This is a genomic window from Sphingomonas sp. BAUL-RG-20F-R05-02, from assembly GCF_022662305.1.
Lineage (GTDB): Bacteria > Pseudomonadota > Alphaproteobacteria > Sphingomonadales > Sphingomonadaceae > Sphingomonas.
The window spans coordinates 180,916-198,818 of the sequence record NZ_JAKNQH010000006.1; the positions used below are offsets into that span (position 1 = coordinate 180,916).

General features: G+C 63.4%; 20 protein-coding genes. All 20 read right to left on the reverse strand.

Features of this window, described 5'->3' with window-relative positions:
• Positions 1 to 47: 47 nt before the first annotated feature.
• The 20 genes from nuoI to gap all read right to left on the reverse strand — a co-directional run bounded on the left by nuoI (position 48) and on the right by gap (position 17,887).
• Positions 48 to 533 carry an NADH-quinone oxidoreductase subunit NuoI gene (gene nuoI / locus L8F97_RS14705; RefSeq protein WP_242151658.1) on the reverse strand — a complete coding sequence of 162 codons (486 nt, stop codon included), beginning with the start codon at positions 531 to 533 and terminating at the stop codon, positions 48 to 50.
• A complete protein-coding gene (gene nuoH, locus L8F97_RS14710; protein WP_242151661.1) occupies positions 530 to 1,585 on the reverse strand; it encodes an NADH-quinone oxidoreductase subunit NuoH in 1,056 nt (351 codons plus the stop codon). The genes nuoI and nuoH overlap by 4 nt, the downstream gene beginning before the upstream one ends.
• Positions 1,582 to 3,582 (reverse strand): NADH-quinone oxidoreductase subunit NuoG, encoded by a 2,001-nt coding sequence (nuoG, locus tag L8F97_RS14715; protein ID WP_242151664.1) that lies wholly within the window; start codon positions 3,580 to 3,582, stop codon positions 1,582 to 1,584. Before nuoG ends, nuoH begins: the two co-directional genes overlap by 4 nt.
• Complete coding sequence (nuoF, locus tag L8F97_RS14720) at positions 3,582 to 4,886, reverse strand: NADH-quinone oxidoreductase subunit NuoF (RefSeq protein ID WP_242151667.1); 1,305 nt, start codon at positions 4,884 to 4,886, stop codon at positions 3,582 to 3,584. Before nuoF ends, nuoG begins: the two co-directional genes overlap by 1 nt.
• Positions 4,886 to 5,554, reverse strand: coding sequence for a complex I 24 kDa subunit family protein (locus L8F97_RS14725; RefSeq protein ID WP_242151670.1), 669 nt, complete (start codon positions 5,552 to 5,554; stop codon positions 4,886 to 4,888). The genes nuoF and L8F97_RS14725 overlap by 1 nt, the downstream gene beginning before the upstream one ends.
• A complete protein-coding gene (locus tag L8F97_RS14730) occupies positions 5,554 to 5,859 on the reverse strand; it encodes a nuclear transport factor 2 family protein (protein ID WP_242151673.1) in 306 nt (101 codons plus the stop codon). The genes L8F97_RS14725 and L8F97_RS14730 overlap by 1 nt, the downstream gene beginning before the upstream one ends.
• Positions 5,860 to 5,888: 29 nt before the next feature.
• Entirely contained in the window at positions 5,889 to 7,124 is a 1,236-nt protein-coding gene (locus L8F97_RS14735; protein ID WP_242151676.1) for an NADH-quinone oxidoreductase subunit D, read from the reverse strand.
• Entirely contained in the window at positions 7,121 to 7,948 is an 828-nt protein-coding gene (locus L8F97_RS14740; protein ID WP_242151679.1) for an NADH-quinone oxidoreductase subunit C, read from the reverse strand. The genes L8F97_RS14735 and L8F97_RS14740 overlap by 4 nt, the downstream gene beginning before the upstream one ends.
• Positions 7,945 to 8,490, reverse strand: a complete 546-nt coding sequence (locus L8F97_RS14745; RefSeq protein ID WP_242151682.1) for a NuoB/complex I 20 kDa subunit family protein — start codon at positions 8,488 to 8,490, stop codon at positions 7,945 to 7,947. The genes L8F97_RS14740 and L8F97_RS14745 overlap by 4 nt, the downstream gene beginning before the upstream one ends.
• The gene (ndhC, locus tag L8F97_RS14750) at positions 8,481 to 8,855 is read right to left on the reverse strand and encodes an NADH-quinone oxidoreductase subunit A (RefSeq protein ID WP_242151685.1); all 375 of its coding nucleotides are present in this window, start codon (positions 8,853 to 8,855) and stop codon (positions 8,481 to 8,483) included. Before ndhC ends, L8F97_RS14745 begins: the two co-directional genes overlap by 10 nt.
• Positions 8,856 to 9,052: 197 nt before the next feature.
• Complete coding sequence (locus tag L8F97_RS14755; protein WP_242151689.1) at positions 9,053 to 9,865, reverse strand: inositol monophosphatase family protein; 813 nt, start codon at positions 9,863 to 9,865, stop codon at positions 9,053 to 9,055.
• A 161-nt stretch (positions 9,866 to 10,026) separates the two neighbouring features.
• Positions 10,027 to 10,590 (reverse strand): elongation factor P, encoded by a 564-nt coding sequence (gene efp, locus L8F97_RS14760; protein ID WP_093220932.1) that lies wholly within the window; start codon positions 10,588 to 10,590, stop codon positions 10,027 to 10,029.
• Between the two features lie 35 nt (positions 10,591 to 10,625).
• Positions 10,626 to 11,264: a M23 family metallopeptidase gene (locus tag L8F97_RS14765; protein ID WP_242151692.1), complete on the reverse strand. Its 639-nt coding sequence runs from the start codon at positions 11,262 to 11,264 to the stop codon at positions 10,626 to 10,628.
• A 1-nt stretch (position 11,265) separates the two neighbouring features.
• Positions 11,266 to 12,276, reverse strand: coding sequence for a L,D-transpeptidase (locus L8F97_RS14770; protein WP_242151695.1), 1,011 nt, complete (start codon positions 12,274 to 12,276; stop codon positions 11,266 to 11,268).
• 600 nt (positions 12,277 to 12,876) lie between these two features.
• Complete coding sequence (gene thiE / locus L8F97_RS14775; RefSeq protein WP_242151698.1) at positions 12,877 to 13,557, reverse strand: thiamine phosphate synthase; 681 nt, start codon at positions 13,555 to 13,557, stop codon at positions 12,877 to 12,879.
• A gap of 9 nt (positions 13,558 to 13,566) precedes the next feature.
• Positions 13,567 to 14,127 (reverse strand): glutathione peroxidase, encoded by a 561-nt coding sequence (locus L8F97_RS14780; protein WP_242151701.1) that lies wholly within the window; start codon positions 14,125 to 14,127, stop codon positions 13,567 to 13,569.
• A 90-nt stretch (positions 14,128 to 14,217) separates the two neighbouring features.
• Positions 14,218 to 15,129: a fructose bisphosphate aldolase gene (locus L8F97_RS14785; protein WP_242151704.1), complete on the reverse strand. Its 912-nt coding sequence runs from the start codon at positions 15,127 to 15,129 to the stop codon at positions 14,218 to 14,220.
• Positions 15,130 to 15,186: 57 nt separating this feature from the next.
• Positions 15,187 to 16,380: a phosphoglycerate kinase gene (locus L8F97_RS14790; RefSeq protein WP_242151707.1), complete on the reverse strand. Its 1,194-nt coding sequence runs from the start codon at positions 16,378 to 16,380 to the stop codon at positions 15,187 to 15,189.
• A complete protein-coding gene (locus tag L8F97_RS14795) occupies positions 16,380 to 16,877 on the reverse strand; it encodes an MOSC domain-containing protein (protein ID WP_242151711.1) in 498 nt (165 codons plus the stop codon). Before L8F97_RS14795 ends, L8F97_RS14790 begins: the two co-directional genes overlap by 1 nt.
• The gene (gene gap, locus L8F97_RS14800; protein WP_242151714.1) at positions 16,877 to 17,887 is read right to left on the reverse strand and encodes a type I glyceraldehyde-3-phosphate dehydrogenase; all 1,011 of its coding nucleotides are present in this window, start codon (positions 17,885 to 17,887) and stop codon (positions 16,877 to 16,879) included. Before gap ends, L8F97_RS14795 begins: the two co-directional genes overlap by 1 nt.
• Between the last annotated feature and the right edge of the window lie 16 nt (positions 17,888 to 17,903).

The window sequence follows — 17,903 nt, forward strand, 5'->3', positions numbered from 1 at the left end:
CTGCGCGTGCGGGCACACGAGCGGCGTTGAATCGATGTGGCTGCGCATTAACGGTACGGCGCGTCGGCGGCAAGGTTCGCTGCGACCGCACTTTCCCAACGATCGCCGTTTTCCAGCAATTTCGCCTTATCGTAGATCAGCTCCTCGCGCGTTTCCGTCGCGAACTCGAGGTTCGGCCCTTCGACGATCGCGTCGACCGGACACGCCTCCTGACAGAAACCGCAATAGATGCACTTGGTCATGTCGATATCGTAGCGAGTCGTACGACGGCTGCCGTCGTCGCGTGGTTCGGCCTCGATCGTGATCGCCTGGGCGGGGCATACCGCCTCGCAAAGCTTGCACGCGATACACCGCTCCTCACCATTCGGATAACGCCGCAACACATGCTCGCCGCGGAAGCGGGGCGAGAGCGGATTCTTCTCGAACGGATAGTTGATCGTCGCTTTGGCCTTGAAGAAATACTTCAAGGTCAGCGCATGCGCCTTCACGAACTCCCACAAGGTGTAGGATTTGATAAGCTGGCCGATGGTCATGCCGGTACTCCAACCCGCACGAGCATGAGGTAGCCCGACACGAGGAAAACGAAGATCAGCGACAGCGGCAGGAAAATCTTCCAGCCCAGCCGCATCAACTGGTCATAACGGTAACGCGGCACCGTCGCCTTGACCCAGCTGAACAGGAAGAAGAACCCGGCCATCTTGAGCAGCAGCCAGATGATGCCCGGCACCATGTAGAGGAACCCAATGTTCAGCGGCGGCAGATACCCACCCCAGAACAACGTCGCGTTCAGCGCGCACATCAGAATGACGTTGGCGTATTCGCCCAGCCAGAACAATGCGAAGCTCATCGAGGAATATTCGGTCTGGTAGCCGGCGACGAGTTCGCTCTCCGCCTCGGTCAGATCGAACGGCGCACGCTGCGTCTCGGCAAGCGATGAGATGAAGAACACCACCGCCATCGGGAACAGCAGCGGGTTGATCCAGTTGCCGTTGACCCAACCGAACAGATAGCCTTTTTGTGCCTCGACGATCGTGCCGAGGTTGAAGCTGCCCGCCCACAACACGACCGAGATCAGCACAAAACCGATCGCGACCTCGTAACTCACCATCTGCGCCGCCGCGCGGATCGCCGAGTAGAACGGGTATTTTGAGTTGGACGACCAGCCCGCGAGGATGATGCCGTACACGCCTAGCGATGACGCCGCGAGGACATAGAGCAACGCCACGTTGATGTTGGCGACCGACGCATTCTCGGCGAACGGTACCACCGCCCACACGATGAGCGCGACGGTGAAGGTGATGATCGGTGCGAGCAGGAACAGCGTCTTGTTCGCCGCGATCGGGATGATCGTCTCTTGCAGGAAAACCTTAAGACCGTCTGCGAACGACTGGAGCAAGCCGAATGGGCCGACCACGTTCGGGCCACGGCGCAGCGCCATCGACGCCCAGATCTTGCGGTCGACGTAGATGATCATCGCGACCGCAAGCATCAGCGGCAGCGCGATGATAAGGATATCGATCAACGTGGCGACGAACCACGATATGCCGAAGCCCCAGCCAAAACGATAGGTGAAAAACGAGGTCATTCCGCCGCCTCCGCGAAGTCCTGGCCATGCAGGATTTCCGACGAACAGCGCTGCATTGTCGGGCTGGCCCGGCAGATCGCGTTGGTCAAGTAGAAGTCCTTGATCGGATAAGCGACTTCGCCCTGCCCTGCCGCGTCGAGCGACGGCGGGTTCCAGGCGAAGGTCTTGAGGCCAAGCGTCGCGAGTTCGGGCGTATCCACGGCCATCGCCGCGCGCAGTTCGTCAAGCGTGTCGAACGGCAGCGTGTACCCAAGCACGGCCGACAGCGCGCGCAGGATCGTCCAATCCTCTCGAGCGTCGCCCGGCGGGAACACCGCGCGGTCGCCACGTTGCACGCGCCCTTCGAGGTTCACATAGGTGCCCGACTTTTCGGCATAGCTTGCGCCCGGCAGCACGACGTCGGCCGCCGCAGCGCCCTTATCGCCATGGTGGCCGATATACACTTTGAACGTGCCGGCGAATGCGGAGAAATCAACCTCGTCCGCACCAAGGAAGAACGCCAGCTTCGGTGTGGCCGCCGCGATATCGGCGATGCCACCCTTCTGCGCATAGCCGAGCATCAGCCCGCCGTTGCGCGCCGCCGCCGCGTGCAGCACGTTGTAGCCGTTCCAGCCTTCGCGCACCAGATTGAGCGTCTTGGCGAGCGCCAGCGTCGCGCCATGGCCGCCCTTCAGCGCCGCACCACCAACGATCACCATCGGTCGCGCCGCGCCCTCGAACGCCGACAGCACGGCGTCCGGCAGCTTGCCGAGCAGCGAAAGATCGTTGCCGAGCCACTCGACCTTATAGGTCAGGTCGAGTTCCGGCCCGATCGCAAACACCTTCGCGCCGCGCTTGATCGCCTTGCGGATGCGCGTGTTCACCAGCGGCGCTTCCCAGCGCAGATTGGTGCCGACCAGCAGGATCGCATCAGCCATTTCTGCGCCGGCGATCGTGGTGTTGAACGTCACCGCCGCGAGGCTAGACGTATCATAGTCCATGCCGGTCTGACGACCTTCGAGCAGGCTAGACCCCATGGCCGTGACCAGCGCCTTGGCGGCGTACATCGTCTCGCAGTCGACGAGATCGCCGTGAATTGCCGCTACGCTCGACCCGGCGTTCACCGCCTTGATCGTCGCAAACGCCTCGTCCCATTCGACCGCGACCAGCTTGTCGTTCTTACGTACGTACGGCCGATCGAGCCGGCGCCGCACCAGGCCATCGACGACATAGCGCGTCTTGTCCGACGCCCACTCCTCGTTGACGTCTTCGTTGATGACGGGAAGCGAACGCAGCACCTGGCGGCCGCGCGAATCGAGCCGGATGTTGGTGCCGACCGCGTCCGTCACGTCGATCGACAGCGTCTTGCGCAACTCCCACGGGCGCGCTTCGAAGGCATACGGCTTCGAGGTAAGCGCCCCGACCGGGCAAAGATCGATAACGTTGCCCGACAGCTCGCTCGACACGGCGTTTTCAAGATACGAGGTGATCTGCATGTTCTCGCCGCGGTACAGCGCGCCGATCTCTTCCACGCCGGCGACTTCCTCGGCGAAACGGATGCAGCGCGTGCACTGGATGCACCGCGTCATCACCGTCTTGACGATCGGCCCCATGTACTTTTCGGTAACCGCGCGCTTGTTTTCATCGTAGCGCGAGTGACCGCGCCCATAAGCGAGGCTCTGGTCCTGCAAGTCGCACTCGCCACCCTGATCGCAGATCGGGCAATCAAGCGGATGGTTGATGAGCAGGAACTCCATCACGCCTTCGCGCGCGTTCTTCACCATGGGGGAATTGGTGAAAATTTCCTGCTTATCCGCAGCCGGCAACGCGCACGACGCCTGCGGCTTGGGCGGGCCGGGCTTTACCTCGACCAGGCACATCCGGCAGTTGCCGGCGATGCTGAGGCGCTCATGATAACAGAAACGCGGGATTTCCTTGCCCGCGATTTCGCACGCCTGAAGCACGGTCGCGCCCTGCGGCACCTCTACTTCGACGCCATCGACTTTGACTATCGGCATTATTCGGCAGCTTCCATCATCGGCGCCTCGCCGCCGCCGTTCTTGGCGACGATGCGGCGCTCCATCTCGGGGCGGAAATGCTTGATGAGACCCTGGATCGGCCACGCGGCGGCATCACCGAGCGCGCAGATCGTGTGCCCCTCGACCTGTTTGGTGACCTGATACAGCGTATCGATCTCGGAGATATCGGCATCGCCGGTACGCATCCGCTCCATCACGCGCCACATCCAACCGGTGCCTTCGCGACACGGCGTGCACTGACCGCAGCTCTCATGCTTGTAGAAATAGGACAGCCGGCTGATCGCGCGGACGATGTCGGTCGACTTGTCCATGACGATGATAGCAGCGGTGCCGAGGCCCGAACCGACCTTCTTCAGCCCGTCGAAATCCATCGGGCAATCCATGATCTCGGCGGCCGGCACAAGCGGGACCGACGAACCGCCCGGGATCACCGCAAGGAGGTTATCCCAACCGCCGCGAATGCCGCCGCAATGTTCGTCGATGAGCTGGCGGAACGGGATGCTCATCGCCTCCTCGACCACGCAGGGCTTGTTCACATGGCCGCTGATCTGGAACAGCTTGGTGCCCTTGTTACCTTCGGCGCCGAAGCTGGAGAACCACGCCGCGCCACGCCGCAGGATCGTCGGCGCGACCGCGATGGACTCGACGTTGTTGACCGTGGTCGGACAGCCATACAGCCCCGCACCCGCCGGGAACGGCGGCTTGAGGCGCGGCTGGCCCTTCTTACCCTCAAGGCTTTCGAGCATCGCGGTCTCTTCGCCGCAGATGTACGCGCCCGCGCCGCGGTGCACGAACACGTCGAAATCGTAGCCCGAGCCGCTCGCGTTCTTGCCGATCAAGCCCTTGTCATAGGCCTCCGCAACGGCGGCGAACAGCACTTCGGCCTCGCGGATATACTCGCCGCGAATGTAGATATATGCGGCCCGCGCGCGCATCGCATAACCCGCGACCAGCGCGCCCTCGATCAGCTTATGCGGATCGTGGCGGATGATCTCGCGGTCCTTGCAGCTACCCGGCTCGGACTCGTCGGCATTGATGACGAGGAAGTTCGGCCGACCGTCCTTCGACTCCTTGGGCATGAAGCTCCACTTCATGCCGGTCGGGAAGCCAGCGCCGCCGCGCCCGCGCAGGCCCGACGCCTTGATGATGTCGATGATGGCATCCTGCCCCAGCGCCATCAGGTCCTTGGTATTGTCCCAATCGCCGCGCATGATCGCGGCGTCTAGGTTCCACGGCTGAAAACCGTAGACGTTGGTAAAGATCCGGTCCTTGTCGGCGAGCATCAGGCCCACTCCCCGCGATAATCGTGGTTTTCATCGACCATCGCGACAAGACTGGTCGGGCCGCCTGCCGGACAGGAATCGCGACGGCCGGTCTGTGAACCCGGCGTCAGCGGCCTGCCCTCGGCGAGCGCCTCCAGAATCGCAGTGGTCTTGTCGTAATCGAGATCTTCGAAATTGTCGTCGTTGATCTGCACCATCGGTGCATTCGCGCATGCCCCGAGGCATTCGACCTCGGTCAACGTGAACAGACCGTCCGGCGTGGTATGACCCTTGGACAAGCCCTTGTTCTTGCACGCCGCCAGCACGTCGTCCGACCCGCCAAGCAGGCACGGCGTCGTGCCGCAGACCTGCACGTGATACTTGCCGACCGGAGCAAGATTGAACATCGTGTAGAAGGTCGCGACTTCATACACGCGCATGTACGGCACGCCGATCTGGCGCGCGACGTACTCGATCACCGGCACCGGCAACCAGCCTTGCGTGTTCGTGTCCGCACCGACCTGACGCTGCGCGAGATCCAGAAACGGGATCGAAGCGGATTGCTCGCGCCCTTTCGGATACCTGCCCAGGATCTCATCGGCCTTCGCCTGATTCTCTGGCGTCCACGCAAACGCGCCCCAGCGCGCACGGGTCTCGGCTTCGTCTGGGATCTTCGGGGCGTCGGCCATTAGCGGATGAACTCCACGCGGTCGACCTTGTCGCCCACGAACGAATAGATGGACATGACTTCAAACGTCTCGCCGTCTGGCGCGCGCGAAACGTCCTCATGCAACACGACGGCTTCGCCGAGCACGTAGGATCGCAGGATCTCGGCCTTGTTCTGCGGGAACTGCGCGAACATCGCCTTCAGCCCCGAGCGCACACCTTCCTTGCCGTCCCGTATCACCGCACCACGGTAGGTCGCCTCGCAAGCAGCATCGGTCATATGTTCGCCATAACCGTCCGCGTCCTGCGCGTTGTAGAGCGCGATCATGCGATGCGAGGTTTTCAGACGGTCACCGCTCAACGGTCGCACTCACCGAACACGATATCCATCGCGCCGAGGATCGCGGTGGTGTCGGCAAGCATATGACCTTTCGAAATGAAATCCGCCGCCTGAAGATGCGAGAACGCGGTCGGGCGGATCTTGCACCGATACGGCTTGTTGGTGCCGTCTGCGACCAAATACACGCCGAACTCGCCCTTAGGGCTCTCGGTTGCCACGTACACGTCGCCTGCCGGCACGTGGAAGCCCTCGGTGTACAGCTTGAAGTGATGGATCAGCGCTTCCATCGACCGCTTCATCTCACCACGCTTGGGCGGCACGACCTTACGATCGAAGCTCGCGATCGGGCCATCCGGCATCTCGTTGAGACACTGGCGCATGATCCGCGCCGACTGCCGAACTTCCTCGACGCGCACCATGAACCGGTCATAGCAGTCGCCGCGCGTGCCGACCGGCACGTCGAAGTCCATCATAGCGTACGCGTCATACGGCTGCGACTTGCGCAGATCCCACGCCAAACCCGAACCACGGATCATCGGGCCGGAAAAGCCCCACTTGATCGCGTCTTCACGGCTGACCGTGGCGATGTCGACGTTACGCTGCTTGAAGATGCGGTTGTCCGCAACCAGGCTGATCGCGTCCTCAAACAGACGCGGCAGACGCGTGTCGAGCCACTCACCGATATCGGCGAGCAATTTCAGCGGCACGTCCTGATGCACACCACCGGGTCGGAAGTAGGCCGCATGCATACGCGCGCCCGATGCCCGCTCGAAGAAGCCCATGCAGTCTTCGCGGATCTCGAACAACCACAGGTTCGGCGTCATCGCGCCGACGTCCATGATATGCGAACCGAGGTTAAGCATATGGTTCGAGATACGGGTCAATTCGGCGAAGAACGTCCGCAGATACTGCGCGCGGATCGGCACTTCCAGATCGAGCAGCTTCTCGACCGCGAGCACGTAAGTGTGCTCCATGCACATCGGCGAGCAGTAATCGAGCCGGTCGAAATACGGCAGCGCCTGCATGTAGGTCTTGTGCTCGATCAGCTTTTCGGTGCCGCGATGGAGCAGACCGACGTGCGGATCGACCCGCTCGATGATCTCGCCGTCAAGCTCCAGCACCAGCCGCAACACGCCGTGCGCAGCCGGATGCTGCGGCCCGAAGTTGATCGTGTAGTTCTGGATGTCGATGTCGCCAACCGTCGGATCGGCGGCGTCCGTCACACCTTCGAGTTCCTGGAGGTAATCACTCATTGGTTCTGCCCCTCGCCCGGCGTGGGAACCACCGCCGGGTTCTGCGGCTTCGGCACCGCGTCTGGCTCGCTCTTGCCGGCGCCGGTTTGCGCCGGGCCTTCCGTGGTCTTCGCCTCGGTCGGCGCGACCTTGGCGGATTGCGCGGCATCAGCTTTTTGGATCTCGTCCGCCTTCAGTGGCGTCGGCGCACCTTTGGCTTCCGGCAACGCCGCCTTCTCGTCACCCGGCAAGATGTATTCGGCACCCTCCCACGGACTCATGAAGTCGAAATTGCGGAAATCCTGCGCCAGCTGAACCGGCTCATACACGACGCGCTTGGCCTCTTCCGAATAGCGCATCTCGACATAGCCGGTCAGCGGGAAGTCCTTGCGCTGCGGGTGACCGCGAAAACCATAGTCGGTCAGGATACGGCGCAGATCAGAGTTACCCGAGAACAGCACGCCGTACATGTCGTACACCTCGCGCTCAAGCCAACCGGCGACCGGCCAGATCCCCGTGACCGACGGCACCGGCTGCGTATCGTCGCTGCGGACATGAACGCGGATGCGGTGATTGCGCGTCAGCGACAACAGGCAATACACCACCTCGAAGCGTTCGACACCGCGATCCGGATAATCGACACCCGCGATTTCCATCAGCTGCTGGTATTCGAGACCCGGCGTGTCGCGCAGCGCGATCATCGTCTCCACCAAACTGTCGCGCGCAACATGCAGCGACACCTCACCGACCAGATCGGTCGCGAGATCGAGCTTGCCGCCGAGCACAGCAGTAGCCGCGTCGATCACGCCATCGTTGGCGCTATAAGCGGGTGCGGGCGCCCTCACCGTTCCACCGTTCCCGAGCGGCGAATCTTCCGCTGCAACTGCATAATCCCGTACAGCAACGCCTCGGCAGTCGGCGGACAGCCAGGCACATAGATATCGACCGGCACGACCCGATCACAGCCGCGCACGACCGAATAGCTATAGTGATAATAGCCACCGCCATTGGCGCACGAACCCATCGAGATCACGTATTTGGGCTCGCTCATCTGGTCGTAAACACGACGCAGCGCCGGAGCCATCTTGTTGCACAACGTGCCCGCCACGATCATCACGTCCGACTGGCGCGGCGAGGCGCGCGGCGCCGCGCCGAAGCGCTCAAGATCGTAGCGCGGCATGTTGACGTGAATCATCTCGACCGCGCAGCAGGCGAGACCAAACGTCATCCACCACAGCGAACCGGTGCGCGCCCACTGGAACAGCTCTTCGGTCGAGGTGACAAGAAAGCCCTTGTCGGTCAGCTCGCCATTCAGCCCGTCGAAGAACGTCTGATCGGGCTGCACGACCGGATTCGGTCCAGCGTCGCGGGTGAGTTCTACTCCCATTCGAGAGCTCCCTTCTTCCAGGCATAGACGAGGCCGAGCGCGAGTTCGCCGATGAACAACATCATCGCGAACCATGCCGTCCAGCCCAGCGTGAAAACGCTGACCGCCCAGGGGTAAATGAATGCCGCCTCCAGATCGAAGACGATGAACAGGATCGCAACCAGGTAGAAGCGCACGTCGAACTGACTGCGCGGGTCCTCGAAGGCGGGGAAGCCGCACTCATATTCGCTGAGCTTTTCCGGGCTCGGCTTGTGCGTTCCCGTCAGCCGCCCGACGATGATGGGCAACACGACGAAGGCAGTGGAAAGCGCCAGAGCCACGCCGAGGAACAACAGGATCGGCAGATATTGCAGCGGATCGAACAATGGGTTTCTCGCAAGTGCGAAGTGGGATGCCTTGGGCTTTAGGCCGATGGTCCGCATCGGGCAAGGGTCGAGCGCTTGAGAATGAATCGCAACTTAACGGAAATCAGCCACTTTTTCCCACAAATAGAAGGGCCGCACCGGGCGCAAAGCCTGATGCGGACATGCCCTCCGGAAGCGGCGATGCCGGCCGATACCGATCAGCGCAGCGCGCCGGCAATCAGCTTGTGGAGGCGGGATTGCAGCGCGTCGTTGGCGGCGAGGAACTCGTTACGTTCCATCATCTTGTCGCCACCACGGAAGTCGGTGACGAAGCCGCCCGCTTCCTTGACCAGCAACAGCCCTGCCGCCACATCCCACGGCTTCAGGCTCGATTCCCAGAAACCGTCGAACCGGCCTGCCGCCACCCAGGCAAGGTCGAGTGCGGCGGAGCCGAGCCGGCGGATGCCGGCCACTTCAGGCGCGACCGCACCGAAGATACGGCTCCACTGCACGAAGTCGCCATGACCGAGGAAGGGAATGCCGGTCGCGATCACCGAGTCGGCGAGATCACGCCGCGCCGAGACCCGCAGCCGCTGCTCCTGCACCCAGGCGCCGCGCCCCTTCTCCGCCCAGAAACTCTCGTCGGTGAGCGGCTGATAGACGATCCCCGATGTCACCTCGCGCTTACCGTTCGCGAGCGGCTCCTCGACGGCGATGGAGATCGAGAAATGCGGGATCCCGTGCAGGAAGTTGGTCGTACCATCGAGCGGATCGACGATGAAGCGCGGCTTGGACGGGTCGCCCGCGATCTCGCCGCGCTCCTCCATCAGGAAGCCCCAGTCCGGCCGCGCCTTGCTCAGCTCCTCGTAGATCGTCTGCTCGGCACGCTGATCCGCCATCGAGACGAAGTCGGCCGGACCCTTGCGGCTGACCTGAAGATGCTGGACCTCGTTGAAGTCCCGACGGAGCCGCGGCGCGGCTTTCCGCGCGGCGCGGTCCATGACGGTAAGGAGTCCGGAATGGGATGGCATGGTGGTTCCTTTAACAACGCAACGCGAGCAAAGAGTATCAGGTCGATCATGCCCTCGGCATGATCTGCGAGATGCGGGGCATCTCGCACCTGCTACTCGTCGTCGGCCGAACTGCGTTCGCCGGCCGAGCGGCAGCCTGGCGAATAGCTACGCTATCCGACTCAATCTGCGCGCTTGACGTAAGTCTGCTCGTACACGTCGACAACGATCCGCGTGCCCGCGCCGATATGTGGCGGCACCATGACGCGTACGCCATTGTCGAGCACGGCCGGCTTGTAGCTTGACGAGGCGGTCTGCCCCTTCACCACTGCGTCCGCCTCGACGATGGTCGCTTCGATCTGCGACGGCAGCTCGACCGAGATCGGGCGCTCGTCGTAGAGCTCCATCACCACGTCCATGCCGTCCTGAAGGAAGGCCGCGGCATCGCCGAGGATGCCGGCATCGAGCGTGATCTGCTCGTAATTGTCCTTGTCCATGAAGGTCAGCGCATCGCCGTCGCGGAACAGGAACTGGAAATCCTTGGTATCGAGCCGGATCCGCTCCACCGTTTCCGCCGAGCGGAAGCGCACGTTGTTCTTGCGGCCGTCGATGAGGTTCTTCATCTCGACCTGCATGTACGCGCCACCCTTGCCGGGCTGGGTGTGCTGAATCTTGACGGCTTTCCAGATGCCGCCTTCATATTCGATGATGTTGCCGGGACGAATGTCCACGCCGCTGATCTTCATGCCATGTACCTGTGGAAAGAGCGAAGGCGCGGTCTTTAGCCTCCACCGCCCGATCCGGCAACCCGCAGGCCGGTCAGATAGGGGAACGCGTTGACATCGGTGCCCTCGTACCAGTGTTGATCCGGCGTTGTACGGGTCAGGCCGAAGTGGAGGTGATAGTTGCCCGCCCCCGCATCGCCGGTATCGCCGACATAGCCGAGTGGATCGCCAGTATGCACCACCTGCCCCTCGTGCAACCCCGGCGCGTAGCCAGACAGATGCGCGTAATAGAATGTCCATTTGCGCGCTGGCGAGCGGACGTAGATGGTCATGCCTCCCTTGTCGCTTTGGAACAGCTTCTCGACCGTTCCCGGCGCGGCGGCGGTTACCAGCGTACCGGCAGCGGCGGGGATGTCGGTGCCGTGATGTTCGCGCACACCATTCTCGCGCGGATCACCCCACGTATCCGTGATCGCATCACGGGTCACACCCGCCACCGGAACGGCAAGCAGCCCGGACGCTCCACCCTGACGCGGACGCGGCATCCGCGTTTCCGAGACCACCTCGACCACTTGGGTCGTCGGCTTCCGGGTCGGAGCAGACCTGTGCGGAGCGTCGGGGAGGTTGAGCAACGCCAACCACCCCGCCACCGCCAAGGCTACCAGCAGGATCAGGATCAGCCAGGCCGTCCGCATGTTATTCCTGGAAGATCGCCGGCGTCCCCGGCTTGACCATCATTGCCAGCCGCGCGACGTTCCAGTTGGCAAGGCGGATGCAGCCATGGCTTTCCGCACGGCCGATTGTGGTCGGCTCGGGCGTGCCGTGAATACCGTAATGCTCCTTGGACAGATCAAGCCATACCACCCCGACCGGGCCGTTGGGGCCGGGCGGCAGCGTCGCCTTCTTCTCCCCCTTCTTGGCGTCCCAGAACAGCTTGGGATTGTAGTGGAACGGCGGGTTGTAAGCCGGGCCAAGAATTTTCCAGGTGCCGATCGGCAGCGGATCGTGCTTGCTGCCCATCGTCGCCTGGAATTGCGCGATGAGTTTGCCGTTGGCATCGTACGCGCGCAGCACCGAGTCCGACTTGTCGACGACAACCTTGGCGGCCTGCGGCTGCTGCGCGTCAACATTGAGGGTGCTCAGCGTCTGCCGCCATTTTTCTGGCAGTTTCGGATCGTAGTTGCGATTCACGGCCACCACCGCCGGCACGGTGATCTTCACCCCCGGCGTGAGCCTGGTATCGCCGCTGTTGAGCGCGACGAGAACCGCCGGCGTGGTGTGGAACATCTCACCCATCTTCTCCATCGCATTGCGATAGCCGAGTTGGGGCAGCTTCGCCTGTTCCGCCGGCTGCTTCGGCAATGGGTTGGTGAACGGACCGCCAAGAATTGCCGGCGTCAACGTGATCGTCTGCGTCGCGGGCATGTTGGCATACTGCTTGAGGGCCGCTTGCGTCGGCTTGTCCAACTTGCCGCTCGCGCTCAATCCGCGCGATTGCTGAAACCCCTTCAACGCTGCGGTAAGCGACATGCCGGGCTTGCCGTCGAGCACGCCGGGCGAAAAACCGAGACGGTCGAGGATCACCTGTACGTGCAGAACCGCCTGATCCAGAGCGGACGGAGCTTGCGGCTGAGCCGGAGCCGCCACGAGCGGAGAGGAAGCGCCAAATGCGAGGCAAGCTGCCAGCAAGATCGATTTGCGTGTCATTCGAGCGTCCTGAATCGTTATCAGCGTAACAACGACGAACAGCGCTGTTGTTTCCGCGCCGCAACGATTGCTGCCGCCCGAGCTTCACTGACGAGCCATGCACGCCTGGAGCCATCAGGCTGCATCTGCGCGGTTGTCACACTCCCGAATAAATACGTCTGATCAGCGCCAGCGGGTCGTTTCGTGCAAACAACGATCGCTATTTTCGATATGACAAGATAACGAAGCTTGAGCTGCATCGATCGCAGTGCAAGTGCCGCGATGCGGCGGCGGAACTGGCAGCGAAATGATTGCGTTTTAATTCCATGACAGAAGGCACGGCCAGGTATGAAGTGCTGTTCGCGCTCGATTCTGTTGCCTCCTCCGAACCGCGTGGCACCTTCCGGTGGTCCTGGGTACAGATTCGCACGGATGGGTTGGTGGCCGTGCGCGGGAAGGACTACCCGTCGTTAAGCGCAGCGTTGGACGCGGCGGCACAATTTAGACGTTCGCACGGTGGCGGTCCGATCCAGGTCAACATTCAAGAGACACATCATCGGGATGCGAACGACGCCATCCACCTGTCTTGACGCAGACTGACCGCGCCTCAGCCCCGTAGGATTACCCCAGCAGCGCGGCGAACGCCTTGACCGCAGCATCCTCGTCCCCGCCCCACACCGCGCCGGATACCGCTAGGAAATCCGCCCCGGCCGCCACCAGCGGAGCCGCGTTGGCAGGCGTGATGCCGCCGATGGCGACACAGGGCACTTCGAACATCGTTGCCCACCAGCTCAGGATGATCGGCTCGGCATGGTGTTTCACAACTTTGGTCGTGGTCGGATAGAAGCTGCCGAACGCGACGTAATCGGCACCCGCCTCGCCAGCCTCCATCGCAAGATGACGACTGTCATGGCAGGTCACGCCGATCTGCGCGGTGGGGCCGAGCACACGGCGCGCCTCCTGCGGATCACCATCCTCCTGCCCCAGATGCACGCCATCGGCACCGATGCGCTTCGCGAGCGAAATGCTGTCGTTGACGATAAACGCAACTTCGCGATCCGCGCAGATCCGCAGCAGCGGCTCCGCCAGTCGCGCAGCCTCGTGCTGATCCATGTCCTTCACCCGGAACTGAAATGCCGCGACCGGGCCGGCATCGAGCGCACGTGCAAGCCGGTCCGCGAATACACCCGCCACGTCCAGCGGCGAGATAAGATACAGCTGGCAAGGTGGGCGCCGGTCATCGCGACGGAACTGCTTTGCGAAATCGGGGTCGAGCGGGCCGAGCGGATCGTCTTCTGTCATACCGGCGCCCTAGCGCGGTTGATCCTGCTTCGCCAGTTCCGCTTCGATCGCCGCAACCAGCGCGGGATCGTCGGGAGCGGTCGACGGAGCGAACCGTGCCGCGACCGTCCCATCGCGGGCGATGAGGAACTTCTCAAAATTCCACAGCACTTCAGGTGCTTCGGTCGGTTGCATGCCATAACCTCGCAAGCGCTGACGGAACGCCGCGGGGTCACCCGCCGCCTCCGGCGCGGCGGCGATCAGCGCGGCGTAGAGCGGGTGTTTGCCCGGGCCGGACACGATGATCTTCGCAAACATCGGGAAGTCGACATCATAGGTGGAAGTGCAGAAATCCGCGATTTCAGCGTCACCACCAGGCTCTTGCCCGCCGAAATCATTGGCGGGAAAGCCCAGCACCTTGAAACCATGATCGCGATACTGCCGGTAAAGCGCCTCCAAAGCTTCGTATTGCGGGGTCAGTCCGCATTTGGAAGCGACGTTGACGACCAGCAGAACGTCGCCAGTATAGTCGGCTAGGCTGGTGTGGCGGCCGTCGATCGTTCTGACTGGAGTGTCGAGCAACGTGGTCATCGGGCTTCCCTCATGGCGTAATCACACGATGCCGACGCGCGCTATCAGGCGGGGAGCGGGCGGCAACGCGCCCTCCCCGCCTCGCTGACGTCAGGCTACAACCGGCTGCGCGACTTTATGAACCGACGCTTCGTAGATCTCATCGATCGCGGCGGACAACGCGGCGTCAAATTCAGCGTCGCTCATCTGGTGGCGCAGGTCCGACAGCAGCGCGCGGCTGAAGCTGGCGATCATGCCGGGATTCTTGGCAAGCTCCGCGCACGCCTCGGTACGGGCATAGCCGCCCGACAGCGCGACAACGCGCAACACGCGGGGGTGATCGACCAGCGCGCCGTACAGACCGGCCTGCTCGGGCAGCGACAGCTTGAGCATCACCTTATCCTCGCCCGGGAACGCATCGAGCGCTTTCAGCAGTTCCTCGACCAGCATCACCTCGGCCTCGGCGCGCTCCGGGCTCTTGATGTTGAGTTCGGGTTCGAGGATCGGCATCAGCCCGCCGGCGATGACCTGCGCGCCGATCTCGAACTGCTGCTTGACGATCGCGGCGATGCCCTTGCGGTTGGCGAGGTTCACCACCGAGCGCTCCTTGGTGCCGAACACGTTCAGCGCCTTGGATCGCGCCAGCAGCGCGTCGAGATCGGGCATCGGCTTCATCAACTGCACGCCGTTGGCCTCGTCCTCAAGCCCCTTGTCGATCTTGATGAAGGGGACGATGCCGCGTTCGATCAGCGCGGCGGGCGCGGTCTTGCCGTCGATCTGGCCGTCCATCGTGCGTTCGAACAGGATCGCGCCGATCACCTTGTCGCCGGTGAAGCTCGGCGCGGTGATGATGCGGCTGCGCATGTCGTGGATCAGCGCGTACATCGCGTCATCGCCGGAATACGACCCCTCGGCGATGCCGTAGCCGGCGAGCGCCTTGGGCGTTGACCCGCCGCTCTGGTCAAGGGCGGCGAGGAAGCCGTGGCCGGCGGCGATCTTGGCGGTCATGTCGGCGGTGTTCATGGCTGTTCCACTCCCAGTTCGTATTGCAGCGCACCGGCGCCGGATAAGTCGGTCGCGTCAGCGCGCGAGCGCGGCGACGCCGGGCAGATCCTTGCCTTCCATCCATTCCAGGAAGGCGCCGCCGGCGGTCGAGACGAAGGTGAAATCATCGCCTGCCCCGGCCTGGTTGAGCGCAGCGACGGTATCGCCGCCGCCCGCCACCGAGACGAGCGAGCCGCCAACCGTTAGCGCCGCCGCCGTCTTGGCGAGTGCGACCGTGGCGGCATCGAATGGCGGCGTCTCGAACGCGCCGAGCGGGCCGTTCCACACCAGTGTCCGGCAATTCTTGAGCACATCGGCGAGCGCCTCGACCGCCGCCGGGCCGATGTCGAGGATCATCTCGTCGGCGGCGACTTCGTGGACGTTGCAGGTCCGCAAGCTTGGCGGGTTGGCGGCGAACTCCTTCGACACCACCACGTCGTAGGGCAAATGGATCGTGCAGTTCGCGCCCTCGGCGGTTGCGAAGATCTCCTCGGCGGTGCCGACCAGGTCGTGCTCGCACAGCGACTTGCCGACATCGACTCCGCGCGCGGCGAGGAAGGTGTTGGCCATGCCGCCGCCGATGATGAGATGATCGACCTGGGTGACGAGGTGCTTGAGCACGTCAAGCTTGGACGACACCTTGGCGCCGCCGACCACCGCCGCGACCGGATGCTCAGGCGAGCCGAGCGCCTTGTCGAGCGCGTCGAGTTCGGCCTCCATCGCGCGACCGGCGAACGCGGGCAGCACATGCGCCAGCCCCTCGGTCGAGGCGTGCGCGCGGTGCGCGGCGGAGAAGGCGTCATTGACGTAGACATCGCCGAGCTTGGCGATCATCGCGACGGTTTGCGCGTCATTCTTTTCCTCACCTGCGAAGAAGCGGGTGTTCTCCAGCACCGCGATATCGCCGGGCTGCATCATCGCGACCGCATCTTCCGCGCCGTCCCAGTCGACGAAACGCACCGGACGGCCGAGCACCTGCGAATAGGGCCGCACCACCATCGCCAGCGACATGTCCGGGTTGCGCTGCCCTTTGGGGCGGCCGAAATGCGCAAGGATGAGGACGATGGCGCCCTTGTCCGCCAGTTCGCTGACCGTCGCGAGCGTTGCGCGCAGGCGGGTATCGTCGGTGACGGCACCATCCGCCATCGGCACGTTGAGATCCTCGCGCACCAGCACGCGCTTGCCGTGCACGTCGCCGATATCGTCGAGCGTCTTGAAGTTTCTCGCCATTATCGCACCACCTCGATTGTATCGCCTATCGTGATCCGCCCCTCGGCGACGACGCGGGCGCAGACGCCGCCGCGCCAGTCGGGCAGCAGCGCCGCCTTCAATCCGGGGGCCAAAGCTTCCATCCGTTCGCACGGGTCGGTCTCGCGCGTGATCTCCAGCACCACGTCGGCGCCGATCCTGAGCAACGTACCCGGCACCTGCGGCAGATCGAGATCGTCGACCAGCAGGTTGGAGCGCCGCGCCGTCCAGTCGTGGCTGTGATCGACCTCGGCCATTGCCGCCGCCCAGTCGATCCGCTCGATCAGCGTGACCTGCCGCCGGTAGGGCTTGCCCTTCATCGCGCCGCGAAAATCGCCGACGATGCCGCCCGCCAGCGTGACGTCGGCATGGTCGATCGCCTCCATCGCGCCCTTTGGAAAGGCATGGCGGGCGATCCCGGCGAGCGTACCCGTCGCCCCGATGGCGACCGTAGACACCATCGGGGCGACGCGGCTCATCAGATGAACTTCGCCATCGCGCCAGCGGTGTCGATCATCCGGTTCGAGAAGCCCCATTCGTTATCGTACCAGCTCACCACACGGACGAGCTTGCCGTCCATCACCGTCGTCTCCAGGCTGTCGATGGTCGACGAATACGGCGTGTGGACGATATCGATCGACACCAACGGCTCGTCCGAGAAGGCGAGGATGCCCTTGAGCGGGCCGTTCTCCGACGCGTCCTTGAGGATCTGGTTGATCTCCTCCTTCGTCGTGTCACGGCTCGGCATGAAGCTGAGGTCGACGAGGCTGCCGTCCGGCACCGGCACGCGGATCGCCGAACCGTCGAGCTTGCCCTTCAGTTCGGGGAGAACCTCGCCCACCGCGCGGGCGGCGCCGGTGGTGGTGGGGATCATCGACATCGCGGCGGCGCGGGCGCGGCGCAAATCGGGGTGGATCTGGTCGAGGATCTTCTGGTCGTTGGTATAGGCGTGGACCGTCGTCATCAGGCCGCGCTCGATACCGACCGTGTCGTTGAGCACCTTGGCGACCGGGGCGAGGCAGTTGGTGGTGCACGATGCGTTCGAGACGATGGTGTGGCCCGCCTCCAGCTTGTCGTGGTTGACGCCGTAGACGACCGTCAGGTCGACGTTCTTGCCAGGTGCGGAGATCAGCACCTTCTTCGCGCCCGCATCGATGTGCTTCTGGCAGCTTGCCTTGTCGGTGAAGAAGCCGGTGCATTCGAGCACGATGTCGACGCCCAACTCGGCGTGCGGCAGGTTGGCGGGGTCACGCTCGGCCGTCACGCGGATGTGCTTGCCGTCGATGATGATGTCGTTGCCCTGCGCCTCGACCGAGCCGGGGTATTTGCCGTGCACGCTGTCGCGGCTGAACAGCCACGCGTTTGACTTGGCATCGGCGAGATCGTTGATCGCGACGAGTTCGAGCCCGGTGTCGGCACGTTCCATCAAAGCGCGCGCCACGAGGCGGCCGATCCGCCCGAAACCGTTGATCGCAACCTTAACCGTCATAGCCGTGCTCCTCGTC